The sequence below is a fragment of the uncultured Capnocytophaga sp. genome, assembly GCF_963525585.1.
Lineage (GTDB): Bacteria > Bacteroidota > Bacteroidia > Flavobacteriales > Flavobacteriaceae > Capnocytophaga.
This window is the reverse complement of record NZ_CAURLX010000046.1, coordinates 1-14,951: the sequence shown is the minus strand read 5'-3', so window position 1 is coordinate 14,951 and position 14,951 is coordinate 1. Positions and strand designations below refer to the sequence as shown.

The 14,951-nt window shown below is 36.2% G+C and carries 21 protein-coding genes; 7 read left to right on the top strand and 14 right to left on the bottom strand.

Annotated features, from left to right (window positions below; all coding sequences use genetic code 11):
• Positions 1–165 precede the first annotated feature (165 nt).
• From RYK20_RS09450 to RYK20_RS09430, 5 genes are read right to left on the bottom strand one after another with little or no spacing between them, the layout of a single operon-like run.
• Positions 166–930, bottom strand: a complete 765-nt coding sequence (locus tag RYK20_RS09450) for a 1-acyl-sn-glycerol-3-phosphate acyltransferase (RefSeq protein WP_314895231.1) — start codon at positions 928–930, stop codon at positions 166–168.
• A gap of 12 nt (positions 931–942) precedes the next feature.
• A complete protein-coding gene (locus tag RYK20_RS09445; RefSeq protein WP_314895230.1) occupies positions 943–2,190 on the bottom strand; it encodes a peptidoglycan DD-metalloendopeptidase family protein in 1,248 nt (415 codons plus the stop codon).
• Positions 2,190–2,942: a DUF4292 domain-containing protein gene (locus tag RYK20_RS09440; RefSeq protein ID WP_314803238.1), complete on the bottom strand. Its 753-nt coding sequence runs from the start codon at positions 2,940–2,942 to the stop codon at positions 2,190–2,192. Before RYK20_RS09440 ends, RYK20_RS09445 begins: the two co-directional genes overlap by 1 nt.
• Before the next feature lie 17 nt (positions 2,943–2,959).
• Positions 2,960–3,181, bottom strand: a complete 222-nt coding sequence (locus tag RYK20_RS09435) for a uroporphyrinogen decarboxylase (RefSeq protein ID WP_314895229.1) — start codon at positions 3,179–3,181, stop codon at positions 2,960–2,962.
• Positions 3,181–4,269 (bottom strand): TlpA disulfide reductase family protein, encoded by a 1,089-nt coding sequence (locus RYK20_RS09430; protein WP_311455932.1) that lies wholly within the window; start codon positions 4,267–4,269, stop codon positions 3,181–3,183. Before RYK20_RS09430 ends, RYK20_RS09435 begins: the two co-directional genes overlap by 1 nt.
• A 276-nt stretch (positions 4,270–4,545) precedes the next feature.
• On the opposite strand from RYK20_RS09430, the gene RYK20_RS09425 reads away from it, so the two are divergent.
• The 4 genes from RYK20_RS09425 to RYK20_RS09410 all read left to right on the top strand — a co-directional run bounded on the left by RYK20_RS09425 (position 4,546) and on the right by RYK20_RS09410 (position 7,167).
• Positions 4,546–4,782, top strand: coding sequence for an acyl carrier protein (locus RYK20_RS09425; protein WP_297979006.1), 237 nt, complete (start codon positions 4,546–4,548; stop codon positions 4,780–4,782).
• 92 nt (positions 4,783–4,874) lie between these two features.
• A complete protein-coding gene (fabF, locus tag RYK20_RS09420; RefSeq protein ID WP_314895228.1) occupies positions 4,875–6,125 on the top strand; it encodes a beta-ketoacyl-ACP synthase II in 1,251 nt (416 codons plus the stop codon).
• Complete coding sequence (locus RYK20_RS09415; RefSeq protein WP_297979010.1) at positions 6,126–6,872, top strand: ribonuclease III family protein; 747 nt, start codon at positions 6,126–6,128, stop codon at positions 6,870–6,872. It begins immediately after the preceding gene.
• 4 nt (positions 6,873–6,876) lie between these two features.
• Entirely contained in the window at positions 6,877–7,167 is a 291-nt protein-coding gene (locus tag RYK20_RS09410; RefSeq protein ID WP_297979012.1) for an ATP-dependent Clp protease adaptor ClpS, read from the top strand.
• 48 nt (positions 7,168–7,215) lie between these two features.
• On the opposite strand, the gene RYK20_RS09405 is transcribed toward RYK20_RS09410, so the two are convergent.
• The 3 genes from RYK20_RS09405 to RYK20_RS09395 all read right to left on the bottom strand — a co-directional run bounded on the left by RYK20_RS09405 (position 7,216) and on the right by RYK20_RS09395 (position 8,251).
• A complete protein-coding gene (locus RYK20_RS09405) occupies positions 7,216–7,368 on the bottom strand; it encodes a hypothetical protein (protein ID WP_314895227.1) in 153 nt (50 codons plus the stop codon).
• Between the two features lie 55 nt (positions 7,369–7,423).
• Complete coding sequence (locus tag RYK20_RS09400; RefSeq protein WP_314895226.1) at positions 7,424–7,795, bottom strand: hypothetical protein; 372 nt, start codon at positions 7,793–7,795, stop codon at positions 7,424–7,426.
• 222 nt (positions 7,796–8,017) lie between these two features.
• Complete coding sequence (locus tag RYK20_RS09395; protein WP_314895225.1) at positions 8,018–8,251, bottom strand: hypothetical protein; 234 nt, start codon at positions 8,249–8,251, stop codon at positions 8,018–8,020.
• A 63-nt stretch (positions 8,252–8,314) separates the two neighbouring features.
• On the opposite strand from RYK20_RS09395, the gene RYK20_RS09390 reads away from it, so the two are divergent.
• From RYK20_RS09390 to RYK20_RS09380, 3 genes are all read left to right on the top strand, one after another.
• Positions 8,315–8,737, top strand: coding sequence for a DUF6884 domain-containing protein (locus tag RYK20_RS09390; RefSeq protein WP_314895224.1), 423 nt, complete (start codon positions 8,315–8,317; stop codon positions 8,735–8,737).
• Positions 8,738–8,746: 9 nt separating this feature from the next.
• Positions 8,747–9,313 (top strand): hypothetical protein, encoded by a 567-nt coding sequence (locus RYK20_RS09385; RefSeq protein WP_314895223.1) that lies wholly within the window; start codon positions 8,747–8,749, stop codon positions 9,311–9,313.
• Positions 9,314–9,400: 87 nt separating this feature from the next.
• Positions 9,401–10,078 carry a hypothetical protein gene (locus RYK20_RS09380; RefSeq protein ID WP_314895222.1) on the top strand — a complete coding sequence of 226 codons (678 nt, stop codon included), beginning with the start codon at positions 9,401–9,403 and terminating at the stop codon, positions 10,076–10,078.
• A 141-nt stretch (positions 10,079–10,219) separates the two neighbouring features.
• Here RYK20_RS09380 and RYK20_RS09375 read toward each other — a convergent pair whose 3' ends face one another.
• From RYK20_RS09375 to RYK20_RS09350, 6 genes are all read right to left on the bottom strand, one after another.
• The gene (locus RYK20_RS09375) at positions 10,220–10,681 is read right to left on the bottom strand and encodes an energy transducer TonB (RefSeq protein ID WP_314895221.1); all 462 of its coding nucleotides are present in this window, start codon (positions 10,679–10,681) and stop codon (positions 10,220–10,222) included.
• Positions 10,671–11,213, bottom strand: coding sequence for a hypothetical protein (locus RYK20_RS09370; RefSeq protein WP_314895220.1), 543 nt, complete (start codon positions 11,211–11,213; stop codon positions 10,671–10,673). Before RYK20_RS09370 ends, RYK20_RS09375 begins: the two co-directional genes overlap by 11 nt.
• Before the next feature lie 5 nt (positions 11,214–11,218).
• Entirely contained in the window at positions 11,219–12,151 is a 933-nt protein-coding gene (locus tag RYK20_RS09365; protein WP_314895219.1) for a leucine-rich repeat domain-containing protein, read from the bottom strand.
• 243 nt (positions 12,152–12,394) lie between these two features.
• Positions 12,395–13,969: a hypothetical protein gene (locus RYK20_RS09360; RefSeq protein ID WP_314895218.1), complete on the bottom strand. Its 1,575-nt coding sequence runs from the start codon at positions 13,967–13,969 to the stop codon at positions 12,395–12,397.
• The gene (locus RYK20_RS09355; protein WP_314895217.1) at positions 13,966–14,709 is read right to left on the bottom strand and encodes a methyltransferase domain-containing protein; all 744 of its coding nucleotides are present in this window, start codon (positions 14,707–14,709) and stop codon (positions 13,966–13,968) included. The genes RYK20_RS09360 and RYK20_RS09355 overlap by 4 nt, the downstream gene beginning before the upstream one ends.
• 18 nt (positions 14,710–14,727) lie before the next feature.
• Positions 14,728–14,951: cell-division protein (locus tag RYK20_RS09350; protein ID WP_314895216.1), on the bottom strand; the 224-nt coding region annotated here is incomplete at its 5' end.

The window sequence follows — 14,951 nt, the reverse complement described above, 5'->3', positions numbered from 1 at the left end:
CCACGACCCCGAGATTACAAATCACGTGCTCTGGCCAACTGAGCTATACCGGCAATACTATTTTTCAAAGCAAAAAAACATCTGCTTTGCGAGGTGCAAATATACGACATTTTTTTGTTCTACAAAATAAAAAAAAGATTTTTTAGAAAATAAGTTATTAACAGCCTATGAATCCTTATTGTTTTTCATGAAAGAAGGATGTTGTTCTATAGCAAAAGCTACTTTTTCCACAATTTCTTCTATGCTTTCGTTCTCATAATCAATTTCCAAAGGTGGTTTTATACGCATTATCTGTTGGATACCTTTTTTCTTGACCGTAACTCCTTTTTTGTCAAACGAACGGCGGAATCCATCAATGACAATGGGCACTACAATAGGTTGATAGGTTTTTATCAGATGAGCGGTTCCCTTTCGAATGGGTTTCCAAGGAGAAGTTGTTCCCTGTGGGAAGGTGATAAGCCAGCCGTCAGAAAGCGCGATTCCTATGTTTTTAATATCATCTGGATTTACTTCTCGATGGATTTCCTTTCCTTTCTCTCTCCAAGTACGACTCACTTGTACAGCGCCTACATAGGCTAATATTTTGGGTAATAAGCCGGCGTGCATTGTCTCGGAAGCAGCGACATAATATATGTTCAATTTGGGTCTCCAGACATAACCTATATTTTTTAGAGAATTGACTCTCCCTTTAAGGCTGGCGTTGAATACGTGGTACATTGCGATAACATCAGCAAAGTAGGTCTGGTGATTGGAGATAAATAGTACGCCTCTTTTAGGAAGGGAGCGAATAATTTCAGAGCCTTCTATATGTAGGTTGTTAAAACCCCGATAACGCCGATGGGTAAGCATTCCTAGAGTGCGAATAATCAGTTTTTTTATCCATAGAGCGTGACCAAAAGGGTCTTGCTTCCAAAGTTTTAGTTTTGACATTGTTCTGTTGTTTTATTCTCGAATCCAGTGTTCAGGGTTGAGCTTATTGGTATTTTTATACACAAAGAATTTCATTTCAGTTTTTCCTTCACTATCGGTAAATATACGCCCTAAAGGGGTTTTTGGGAATACTTTCTGCCCTTTGCTTACGAATACCTCAATGAGGTTATAGTAAATAGTAATAAAGTTACCATGCCTTACCTGTACAGCTTTATTTCCTCCTGGGACAGAAATAACGGCAGATACTTCCCCATTGAATACACAGCGAGCTTCAGAACCTCTTGGAGCAACCAAGGTGATACCATTATTGTAATGCTTAAGGTCAGGATATACAGGGTCATCATAGGTACCAAAGCCTTGGGACTTATATCCTCTTTCAATAGGCCAGATAAGCTTTCCTTTGTTAGCCTCAAAATCCGAAGAAAGAGCCTTTCCCTCTGGGGTAAGGTCAAAGGTACGATCGGTATGAGTAGCTTCAGAGGAAGATTTGTTCTTTCCTTTGGGAGCTGAACTTTTAGCTTTCTTGGCGTTGGCTTCTGCGATAGCCATACGGATAAGTCTATCTATTTCTTTGTCTATTTTGTTGGCTTGCGCCTGTTTTTTACGGATTTGTTCTGCATAGTCACTTTCTTTCTTTTTGATAGAAGCCACTAATAATTCTTGCTCTTTCTTCTCTTGGGAGAGTTTACTCTGTTCTTTTTGGTTTTCAGAGAGAATTTGTTGTTGGTACTTGTATTGTAGCGATAGAGAATCATTGAACTGCTTCAGGAGCTGGTTTTTCTCTTGGATTTCAAGGGCTTGATTCTTGCGGTATTGGCTGTATTGCTGGATATACTTAAGTCGTTTGTATCCTTGAGCAAAGTCCTCAGAAGCAAGAATGTATAACCATTGGCTTCTTCGGGAACGTGTTTTGTAAGACTGAGCAATTACATTGGCATAACTTTTCTTTAGGCTAGCCAATTCACTTTCTAGAGAATTGATTTGTTGTTGGTTCTCCTTAATCTGTTGGTTGAGTAAGTTTGCTTGATGATTAGTAATACGGATAAGCTGACTACGAGTTTGTATTTTCTCGCTAAGTTCCTGAATTTGAGATGAAAGCGTCTGTCTTTCTTGTGCTTGCTGAGAGCGTAGAGCGGACATCTCTTGGATTTGAGCCAAGAGAGCTTTCTTCTGGTTCTCCAATTCCTTCTGTTTCTTAGAATGCTGCGCTATACTAACAGATAGAGAAAAGAAAAGCAAGGTAAAAAAGAATATACGCATCAGGGTTCAAGAGTTAGAGGTTGATAACCAGAGGGGACACTATAAGGGAATTTTACCGCGACATTGCGTTGTAAATTGCTGAATTTGAGTTTGATTTGTATAAATTCCTCAGCCTCTACCAGTAGATGAAGATCCCAAGGGAAGAGGATATGATCTACTTGCTGATAGCTATAAGAAGCCTGTAAGGAGCGCTCTTTTCCTTTCTGTCGGATCTGAGTATTATCTACTTTACATTGTTGAGTCAATACAAAAGCAATATCTAAATTTTCAGAAGAGACATTACCTCTATATCCATCATTGAAGGGTTGAACATCTATTATTTCTTTTTGTAAAAGAATCTGTCCTAAGAGTAGATTTTGAAGCATCTCAAAGCTAAGGGGAATCCCTAGGTATTGTGAAGAAATGCTATAATCACCTTCAAAATAGGTGTTATCAAGTTTGTTATAGAATTGTACTTTATCCTTGGTGATTAAAGCTTTAGCAATTCCCAAAGGAGCACTCAGCCAGAGCGCTTCATCTTTTTTCATACGGAAAGAAAGTGGAAGGCTCTGTTGTTTCTTACCATTATCATAAGAGACATTTAAGGTGCCTACTAAGGTCTCAAAAGAAGGGAAGGCTTCAGTATGAGCCTTAAGGATATCCTTCTCTGAGAGTAAGAGCTTGCTTTCCATCTGGGAAGTAGTTGTTTTGGTTGTTCTACAGCCCGAGAGAAATATAGTCAGGAATATAAAGGAATAAGATAAGAATTTCATTTTGATTTTTTTGTGAATTATTTTTTTATCCATAAGTAATATACCTGTACCAAACAAATAACAGCGTTGGGGATGATTACAGGCCAGAGTATCTCTTTACTGAAAGCTCCATAGATAACAAAGCAGATACAGCCCAATAAGTTAATCAGGCGTATCAGAGAGACACTCCTTACAATAAAGCTTAACACAATAAATACAGAAGCAAGGTAACCAATGTATTTGACAAGTTCGGGATTCATTATTTTTTCTTTTTAGAATTGGGTTTGTTTGTAGGAGTGGTTTTAAGGTTTTTCTTTTCTTTTTTAGGAACAGGAACTAAGGCAGCTGCCTGAGGATCAAGTAAGCGATGTACTCCTTTGGGAGAGATATTTACAGCGATAATCTTTCCCTCTTCGTCCAGAAGAAAGTTAGAAGGAATATTCGTAATCCCTAAGGATTTTAGGGTTTCATCATTGAATTTCTTAGGGGCAATAGTATGAGGCCATTTGATACCTTCTCTGTGAATATAGTCTATCCAAGTATTTTTGTCACTCTCTACAGCTACCGAATAAATTGTAAATCCGTGGGAGCGATGGTAGTCCTTATAGAGGTTTCCAAATTGTCTATCAGCCTCTACACAAACTACACAATCCGAAGCTGTAAAGAGTACTAAAGTAAGGCTTTTTCTCACAGAAGAGAGCCGTTCAGTGGCTTTCTCAGAGGAGAACTCTATATCAGGGAATAGACTTCCTAACTGAGTTTTACTCATTGCATTAAGGAGGACATCAATTTTTTGTAAGTCATCAGGGTCTTGTGTTTTTCTATCAAGCAATCCATATAATCGTTTTCCTTGTGTGTAAGAAATATCCCTATCCATAAGCAAGTCCGAGAGAAGGATTCCATTGAATTGGCTTTTGGGAGATTTTCGGATAAGCTCCTCCAAGCGTAGGCTTAACAGCTCAGAGGAATTGGTTGTTCTCTGGTTTTTGCTTTTAAAAAGCATAAAATTCTTCACCAAATCAAGCGTTTGGCTTCCTTGGATACTCTTGAAATAAACTTGTCGCCTATTCTCTATGGCAATATCTACTCGTAGGTCTCCTTCCTCAAGGATAAAAAAACCAGTGTCCTTGAAAGTCTTACTTGTTGATAGTGAGGCTTTCATAGGGTAGGGGATATTCCCTGAAAATGTGAATTCTTTATGGCTAACTAAAGTGCTATCTACTTGGTTATTATACCATAAATATAGCTTCCCTTCATAAGGACTACTAACACTTCCTGAAAGGGTGAATTTCTGACTAAAAGAAGTTCCGAAGGAACATAAGAGCAATAGAAGAAAATACTTTTTCATATGCTGTGAAATAATGGGCAAAAGTAATAAATATTTTTCGTTTTTCATATCAAAATAAGGAATTAGAGGAGTAATTTTCGTATGAAATCATTTTTCCCAGCTACTATAAGAGCTTCAAAAGTAGTTTTTAGAGGTTAATTTTATAATTTTTAAATGATTTAAATATTTGATTTATAGTTTATTACATAAAAATAAATGGTTTTTTTTCAACAATGTAATGTTATTCAAAAAAACTTTCTTACTTTTGCAACGGAATAAATTAAAAATTTTTAAATTATGTCAGACATCGCATCAAGAGTAAAAGCTATTATCGTGGATAAGCTCGGCGTAGATGAAACAGAAGTAGTTGCAGAAGCAAGCTTCACAAGTGATTTGGGAGCAGATTCACTGGATACAGTAGAACTTATTATGGAATTTGAAAAAGAATTTGATATCCAAATCCCTGATGATCAGGCTGAAAACATTTCTACTGTGGGACAAGCTATTAAATACATAGAAGAAGCAAAACAATAGCATTCTCTCACCTGAAAAATACTCTACGGGGAGGGAACTCCCCGTTTGGTATATGTAGTTGCTACAAACTTTAATAGAAAAACCTCATTATTATGCAAACAAGACGTGTAGTTGTAACTGGATTAGGAGCGATTACTCCTATAGGGAATACTTTGGAATCCTACTGGGAAGGCCTTATCAAGGGAGAAAGTGGGGCAAACCTCATTACTCATTTTGATGCCTCCAAGTTCAAAACTCAATTCGCCTGTGAGGTAAAGGGATTCGATGCAACCCAATTTATAGACAAAAAAGAGGTGCGTAAGATGGATCGATTTACTCAATTGGCCATTGTAGCCTCTGATGAAGCTCTAAAGAACTCAGGAATTGACCTTGAGAGGGAAAACAAAGACCGCATTGGTGTCATCTGGGGTGCAGGCATTGGAGGACTAATGACTTTCCAAGAGGAAGTTCTTGCTTTTGGCAAAGGTGATGGGACTCCTCGTTTCAATCCTTTTTTTATTCCTAAAATGATTGCAGATATAGCGCCAGGAATGATTTCTATCCGTCATGGGCTTAGAGGGCCTAACTTTACCACCGTATCTGCCTGTGCATCTTCAGCTAACGCACTTATAGATGCCCTGAACTATATTCGTTTAGGATATGCAGATGTAATTGTTACGGGAGGCTCCGAAGCAGCTGTTAATGAAGCGGGTATCGGAGGATTCAATGCACTACACGCCCTTTCTACACGTAATGATGACTATAAGACTGCTTCTCGCCCTTATGATGTTACTCGAGATGGCTTTGTTCTCGGGGAAGGTGCAGGAGCCCTTATTTTAGAAGAATATGAGCACGCTAAAGCGCGCGGAGCTAAGATATATTGCGAGCTTGCAGGAGGAGGACTCTCTGCCGATGCTTATCACCTAACAGCCCCTCATCCAGAAGGAATAGGAGCTAAGGCGGTAATGCTTAACTGCCTTGCTGATGCTAAAGTAGCTCTTGAGGAAGTAGATGCTATTAACCTTCACGGAACCTCTACACCACAAGGAGATATAGCCGAAACTAAAGCTGTGAGAGAGGCTTTTGGCGAACATGCTTATAAGCTTAACCTCAATTCCACCAAATCAATGACAGGACACTTGTTAGGAGCAGCAGGTGCTATTGAGGCAATTGCTTCCGTTCTGGCGATAGAACACCAGATAGTTCCTCCTACGATTAACTTTGTTAATCCCGATGAAAATATTGACCAGAAGCTTAATTTTACCTTCAATAAAGCACAAAAACGCACTGTAAATGTAGCTATGAGCAATACCTTTGGCTTTGGAGGACATAATGCTTGTGTGCTATTCAAAAAAATAGATTAGATGCTATTCTTTAAGAAAATAATGTCCCGCTTTCAGAGAAAAGACGGGATATTTTTTGTAAAAATGGAAAAACTCTTAGGGTTTCCTCCTAAGCAAATCCATTACTATCAGGAGGCTTTTACTCTAGGAACACCTTCCTTAACGTCTTCTCATTCTACTGTAAATTATGAACGCTTAGAGTTCCTAGGAGATGCTATACTAGGAGCTGTTATTGCCCATTTTGTATTCTTACAAGCCCCAGAGAAAAGTGAAGGAGAGCTTACCAAGATGCGCACCCGTATGGTAAGGCGTAACCACCTGAACCTCATAGGAGACCAATTACAATTAAAGGACTATCTCCTTACTGAAAAGAAAGTACTCTTGGGAACAAATCTCTCTGGAAACTTACTCGAAGCCTTGGTAGGAGCTATCTACTTGGACAGAGGCTATCAGAAAGCCTCTGAGTTTATACATCGTATTCTCATTGATACTAACTTGAGTATGAAAGACTTGGAGCACAAGGTGATTAGCTACAAGTCCTTGATGGTGGAGTGGGCGCAGAAGTATCATAAGACTATTGTATTCTTAGCAGAGGAAGATCCTTCTTATAAGGGAAGGACTAAATATTTCCAAGCAAAAGTAATGATCAATGAGAAAGTATATGCCAAGGCACACGATACTTCCAAAAAGAAAGCCGAAGAACGGGCTGCTAAGCGTGCCTACTTCCGTGCAAATGACAGAAAGAAAAATAAAAAGAAAAGCGATTAAACCAATGCCTCATACACAACCTACTCCAGAACAGGAAACCCAAGATGAAGTTCTAACGCAGTACGCAGATTCTTATCAGATTATGCTCTATAATGATGATTATAATACCTTTGATTATGTGATAGAATTACTGATGGATATCTGTGAACATACCCTTGAGCAAGCACAACAGTGTGCTCTGATTGTCCATTATTCTGGCAAATGTCCTGTGAAAGAAGGTTCCTATGAGGATCTCTTACCTCGCTGTAGTAAGCTCCTCAATGCGGGACTTACAGCGGAGATACTGCCTATATAGAGTGTCAAGGATAAGGGCTATTGCTTCCTACTTTAGTAGATATAAAAGTTACTTCTTATTAAAGATATTTATTTTGTCTGGAATCACTTTTACAGAAGGAGCTTTTTTAGAAGTCTTTTTTACATCTTGTATGACCTCTTCCACACCATCGGTACTAAGCTTAACAATCCTATTGGACAAAAGGAATAAGGCACTATCCAAGCCTATATTTTTTGAAATATAAAGTTTTTGAGGCTTCAGGTAGATGAATATCTTTTTAAGTTTGGTAAAAGAATTTTGCCACTTTTGTGGAAAAATCTTTATGATTTGTACGAGTATAAAAACGTCCACTTACATAGGCTCTCGTGGGATTTTTGAAAGCTGTAGAATATTCTAATATACAACTATTATATTCATCTAATACAAGGGCTTCCCTCTGGTCATAATAAGTGTGCTCCCTATAGGTAATATGTTCCTTACTGTCGAGATCAGTTAGGAGGTAGAACCTTTTATCCACTGTATCTTCAAATAGTTGTAGGCTATCCTTGTGACTGGGAACCTCTATCATTTCTCCAAAATGCTCACATAATATATCTGCTATGATTTTTCTATCAGTATCAGAGGCATAAAAATTCACCTGTCTGCTCATAATCTTTTTCCTTACCTTTCAGGCTCTTATTAATATTTTTTTGAATATACTCTTTTTTTCTACCTTCACTGTTAAGACTGTTTTGTCTGCTATCAAATACTTAGAAAGAGCCTTTCTTAAGGAACAAAAGTACATTATTTTACTAAGTTATACAAACCTGATGAGCGTCTCTATCATACAAGCATCTAAATAGAAAAAAACCTATAAAGACACCACTCTTTTTCAGCTGTCAAAGACTTTGATGAGCTGCTCTACTACTCCAAAATTTGTCTTCTGTGCTAGTTGTCTTAGTTGTTGCTTAATGCTATTTCTTACAGAGAATTGTGTCTTCTTACAACTTTTAAGAGCAATAAGGTATTGTTGTATTTCTTCATAATCCTTTGTTTTCCAGTGAGGTCGTCGCTTGGATTCTAATTTTTCTAATGTATATTCGCAATATCTATATAAAGTTATCAAAAATATTTGTAAAAATAGAGAGAAAGTAGTATTTTTGTGTGGTTAAATTCTCATTTTTATAAAATGAAGACGATTGTACTTATATCCTGTGTAGCCAAAAAAGCAAAAGAAAAATCGAAAGCTGAGGATTTATATATAAGTCCTTTGTTTAAAAAGAGTCTAGCCTATGCGAAGACTCTTACTACAACAGATAATATCTATATTTTGTCAGCAAAACATCATCTACTTCCGCTTGATAAAGTGATTGCTCCTTATGATGTCTCTCTTCAAAAGGATATTACTAAGAAGGAAGATAGAGTGAAATGGGGAACGAAAGTGATAGAGGAATTAAAAAAAGTGGCTAATATAGGAGAAGATAAATTTATCGTTTTAGCTGGAAAAAATTATGTAGTCCCTATAGAAAACAGTTTGTCTAATTTAGAACTACCTCTAAAAGGGAAAGGTATAGGGCAAAGGCTCAAATTTCTAAATGAAAAAATAAAATAAATTTAAGTAATGGAAAAGTCATTAGCATTAGAGTTGCACGAATTGTTTAATAGTGATAAGCTAACTCGTTATTTTCATTCTTTTAGTAGTAAAGGATTTCCTACTAATGGAGTTTATATATTCTTTGAAAAGGGGGAAACTATCACAACTCCTGATGGAAGAGTACTTGACCGTATAGTAAGAGTGGGGACACATAAGAAAGACAATAATCTCTACAAGCGTCTAAACCAACATTTTAAAGGCAATATAAAATCTTGCATTTTTAGAAAAGATATAGGGAAAGCACTCTCTACCGACAATGAAGAAATAATTAGCAAATATATGAGAGAGAATCTCTCTTTTGTTGTTTTTGAAGTGGAAACAGAGGCCGAACGACTTGACTGGGAGGAAAGAATAATTTTTACACTTTCAAAGGCTGTTATATTAGGGCAGATAACGGTTTCTGAAAATTGGTTAGGGAAGAAATCTCCTAAGAGAAAGATTATAAAAAGTGGTCTTTGGCAAGTAGAGGGAATCTATATAGAGGAGTTGGATAAAACAGATATCAATAAGTTGATGCAAATAGTTGGAAAGTAATTATAGTAGGTAATAAATTCGTTAGAGATTAATCAAGTAAGGGAATGGTAAAATAATAATTGTGAGAATTTATAAAATTGAATGTATATGAAAGAAGATATTAGATCTGATATTGAAGAGTTTTTAGAAAATATAATAACACCATTTTACAATGAGTGTGAATTTCAGATGTATTTGGCTCTTTTTCTAAAAGAAAAAGGGTATAAGATTTTTTTAGAGTATTCTGTACCTATAGATTGTGAGAAAGTACAGAAAGAAATAAAAAGACGGGAAAAAATAGGAGAAAGTCTACCATTCTCTAATAGAGAAAAAATGGATATAGATATTGTGATTGAAAAGGATAAATTCTTTTATCCTATAGAACTTAAATATAAAACAAAGTCTATACAAATAGATCTTAAGCGATTTGGAGAGGATTTGAAAGATTCAAAATTCCTAAAGGATCAAGGAGCAATACCTATAGGAAGATATGACTTTTGGAAAGATGTGGCACGATTGGAGTTTATAAAAGAGAGTTTTAAACAAAAAATTTGTAAAGGATTCTGTGTTTTCTTGACAAATGAAAAAAAATATAAGGAAGAAGAAATAAAAACATCAGAAATGTTTACAATGGAGAAGGGAAAACCCCATAAAGGTCTTTTGTGCTTTAAAACACCAAGTCTAGCTAAGAAATATAAGGAGTTTTCTTTGTTAGAAAATCATCAAATAGAAGAGTGGAAGGAATTATCAAGTATCGGTTTTCATTATTGTATAGTAGAAGTATAATAATTTTATTTACAAAATAATATTTCAATTATCCCCGTCCTTTTTTTCTAAGAAGGCGGGGTTTAATTTGCTGATGGAGGAACTAGCTAATGAAGTGGTTTATCATTTGTATCAAGTCCCTTGCACCAAGATTTTATCATATTAATTTTCTTCTTTATATCTAATCTTACAGCGATACAAGTAGCGTACAGGCTTCCCCCGCTGTTGTGCAGGAATCAGTTTAGGAAATTGCTCCATAGTGCGTTGCACCTCTTTCCTTATATACAGAGAAGAAGCTACACAGCGGACAAGCTTTACACTTCCATCCTTTTCCACCCTGAAAAGGAGGGTTGCTTCTCCTTCTAATTCCTTATAGGGACTTTTAAGGATACTTTGCTTTATATACTTGGAGAAAAAACCATAAAAACAGCTATCTCTTTCCCTTACACTCACGTCCTTACATTGTACAAACATAGGTTTTTGTTCCATTGAAGGAAAACAAGTCGTATTTATAGACTCCTCTTCCTCAATATCCATTGAAGGAATAGTGTCTTTCTTTTGTGTGTATCCTATACAAGGAAAAAGAAAGAAAATCAATAGTATCTGTATATCCTTATTCATCATTCAGTATTCTCTCTACTAACACCTCGCCCCTATATATTTTTTGGTAACGAATGAGTTTTTCGCCCTTGTAATAACCTATATAGTAGGCGCGTTCTTCTTGGCGCGCTTCGGCTTCCTGCTGGCTTACCTCATCATAGAGATAAGTAGGTTGGTCTGTAGCTTTTTTGTGTAGGTCAGAACAGCTAAGGAAATAACGTAGTACGATATCTCCCTTATACAAATAGAGTTTTTGTCCATTCATAGGGATTTCGGCAAAGACTCTTTCTTGTTCAACGGGGGTAATAGGTATTTTAGGCTCAAAAGAGGGATCAGCGTAAAAAGCATATTGAGGATCAATGTGTATTTCTGAGCTTTTTATTTTGAACACTTTACGCTCCCATTGGTTGCCTAATAAGAAATACTGAAAACCATCCTTTTCCCCACAATATTCATAGGTAAGTAGGGATTGTATCGCAAAGGCTTCTGTGGCTTTACGCTCTTCTGTCGCTCTTTTACAAGAGAACAACGCTAACAAAGAGGCTAATAAGGTCATTTTTTTCATTCTTTTCTACTAAATATATAGGTATCTGCTTCTTCAAAGTTAGGGTACTGCCCTCCAAAGACTTCTCTTACTACAATTTTACCGAGGTAACGTTCTAAAGGTAAGTAGATATCCTTTGCATCTGTACAAACAAACTCTAAATAAGGCATTTTCAGCAAAGGAGAGGCATCTTTTATAGGGTTAAAACATATCTTTAAGTTCCGAAGGGTCTCCATACCTACCAAATCACTAAGGTCTTCTATCTTGTTTTGCTCTAAGTTCAATTCCTCTAAAGATAAATGCTTCAAAGGGGAAAGGTCTTTTACTTCATTGTGATACAAATATAAAGTGTTGAGCTTCTTAAGGGCTTTCAATGGGGATAAATCGCTGATTTGGTTCCTATCTAACTGCAAATATTCAAGATTGGGCAACCACGCTAAGGGGGATATATCGGTGATTTGGTTTCTATCCAACCAAAGTTCGGTAAGGTTTTGTAATCGTTGTATGCCCTCCAAAGAAATGAGTTTATTGCACGATAGTTTTAACTCTTTCAGTTTCGTAAGTTCACAAAAAGGAGTTATATCGCTCACGCTACTGTCATAAACCTCTACTTTTTTAAGTTTTTTGTACTTAGCAAGGGGTGTATAATCTGTTGCCTTGACATTCAAATAGAGTTTTTGTAGCTTTTCCAAGGGAGGCAAGGCTTCCAAGTGAGTTATATTGTCCGATAGCAACTCTAATTCCTTTATATTGGGGAACATTTGCAAGTCGGCTAAGTCTTCCGAGTGCAAATCATCGTTATGAATGAGCATTTTGGTAATCAAAGGCGCTCCTTCTTCTTTGACCAACACCTTCCTCCCCTCTTTTACAAGAAGGTCTTCGTGTTTCTTTTTCAGATATTGCTTTACTTTTTGCTCTATGAGCTTGCTCTTAAAGATAATGTAACTCATTTAGTTGCTTTTTTGTATAGAAATAGAGAATATTCAGCCTATTTTCTCTCTATTTTATTAGTTTTATATTTGATATTGCGTTCTCCGCACTTGATATTGTATCCTACGGACTTAATATTGTGTTCCCAACACTTAATATTGCGTTCCCCACACTTAATATTGCGTTCTCCGCACTTGATATTGCATTCTCCGCACTTGATATTGTATTCTACAGAATTTATTTTCTATTATTCCTATCACAAACTAGAGAAAATTCAACATAGTTTCTAATTCCTTTTTCTTTAATAGATACGTTTTGAGGTCTATATTACCTTCTGTTTTTTGATCAAAAAGATCTTCTAAAGATGATTGAGTATATGGTATACCTGTTAGCTCTTCTCTTATCCATTGTATCCCTTTGAGAAAACTTTTAGCCAATGTATCGGCTACCCCAAAGTTTATTTCTTCAGCATCTTGAGTAAGGTGTAACACTTTATAATGCTTGAGATTTTCAACCTTTTTGAATACATCTTCTAGTATATTCTGAGAGAAGCTTGGCTTTATATTTTTCCATTTCTCCAGAAAAGCACTCTTCATAGAGGCTTCCTCTACTCTTCTAAATTTGACATACTCTCTGCCTGCTTCACTGAAAAGAGAAACAAGCACCCTTTTAAGTTCAAAGTCTTGATATATATCTTTTGAAAAAGTTGTATGCAAAATTATTTCAAGCATTTGCATTCCTCCTTGTCGGTACTGGGACTTATATTTGTTTATACTATTGAAGACTGTTGACAAACTTCCCTTATGAACATACTTAAATATTTGATTGAGGTGTTCTAAGGTATCACAATAATTTATTTTTTGATGTATAATGAGTATATTTTGTAACAAATACGCCTCTTGCTCAGCTGTCCATTGCTTTTCTAAAGCATTTTTCTCAATAAGTTTAAGCAATAACTCCACCAATGTACCATTTTCACCTATCACAGGGCTTTCTTTTAGATAATCACTGATAGATAACATCTGTGTTACACTAATAGGTGTTTCTTGCTTCTTAAGATACATACTCCCCAAATACATATTATAACCAATATAGTGACCTTTTAGGTAATCTGTATTCATAATATTGTCATAGAATAAGACTTTGGCAAGAATATAGATATCAGCAACTGGTGAAAAGGACGGTAAAGTATCAAACATCTCTTTCAGAGTATCATAAGGAGGAAGTACTCTATTCTTTTCTTTCATTTGTTCGTCAAAAACCTTACATTTTTGATGAGTCTTCAGTAAGAAATCAAAGCTTTTATCTATTTCTATACGCTCCTCTGTCCCTACTTTTAATGCTTCTGCCAACAAATGAGATTTTTCTATTTCCAAGGTGCTAAACTTCTCATAATTATCTCTTTTTAGGAAGCGTTCTAAGAAATCGAATGATTCATATTCTTCATTTAGCTGATATTTTTCTTTGATTTCCTCATACCAAGAGTACTCTTCCTTTATAGAATAACCACTATCGGAAGAAGTACGATCTTGCCAAAGCTTATCTCCTTTGGCTATCTCCATAGCAAGGTCATAAGTAAGCTCGTGCATAGTATATCCTAATTCATCTTCTGTCTCAGGAGGTTCGTTCCAGCGAGTCTGAGCCAATCTTTCTGTTGCTTGCTCCCAAGTAAAGCCAGCATAATGTACCATATAGTGCTTGAGCCATTCATAAAAGGAGTAATGGTTGAAGATCCAGTAATGTCGATTGTAACTATCTTCAAACACTATTCCATCACACAAGCCATTTTCGTGAGGTTCCGTTCCTATTTGTGCTAATCGTTTTTGTAAGGCGTTCATTTAGTTGGTTTTCTAAAAGTAATTCCATAAAACTTGTTATTCCAGAATAATTCTGTTTTCTTTTCAGTCACTGATGCTGGGATACATTGTTCTATGGCGTTCAAATCAACTGTTTTGCCTTCAAAATAGGATTTAGAAAAGACGCTTTTCTTGTACTGGGTCTCTACAAAGTCGGCTGTCTCATCGGCGATAAGCAACTTGCTTCCTGGTTTGGCAACTCGGAGCATTTCGCTCATAGCAAGGGCTTTATCGTTGAAAAAATTGATACCTCCGTTGTGAAAAACAATATCAAAAGTATTATCAGCAAAAGGCAATTCCTCTGCGGGACATTGCACAAGGGTAAGGTTTGTTTTCTTCTGCCACTGTTTCTTACATTTTTTGAGCATTCCCATCGAAATATCAGCCCCTACAAGGTTTATTGTTTTCAAATCAATCCCTTGGGGTAGATAACGCAAGTCTGCCCCTGTACCTATGGAAACATAAAGCACCGAAATAGCATTCTTCCATTCCAAGCGGCTCATCAATTCCGTACGCAGGCGGTCAATGCCATTTCCATACTTGAGTTTTCCTATCCATTTTTCTCCAAAATCATAAAAGAAAGACATCCAATCGTACATTTTCATATATTTTTGATTGTCTCCACTGACAAAATGGTCATTCATACAGCAAAAAATACCATTTTCTTGTTTTACATCTTCTATTTTTATATCAGATTTAAATATTTGATATATACCTTTCATTGTATTTATATTTTTAAATTATCTTTTCTTAATCAAAATATCTCCTTCACAAAGCCAAAGGGGTTCATTTTCTATCTTTAACTCCTCCCACCATTGTTTTTCTTCCGTTTCGGCATCATCTACTATACGAAAACTAGCAAAATCTGTGCCAGGTGGAGGCAATACAATAATTTTCTCTATAGCTACGGGTTCCAAATGATAAGTATCCGAAAGTTTTTTGAGAAACAATAACTGCTCTAACT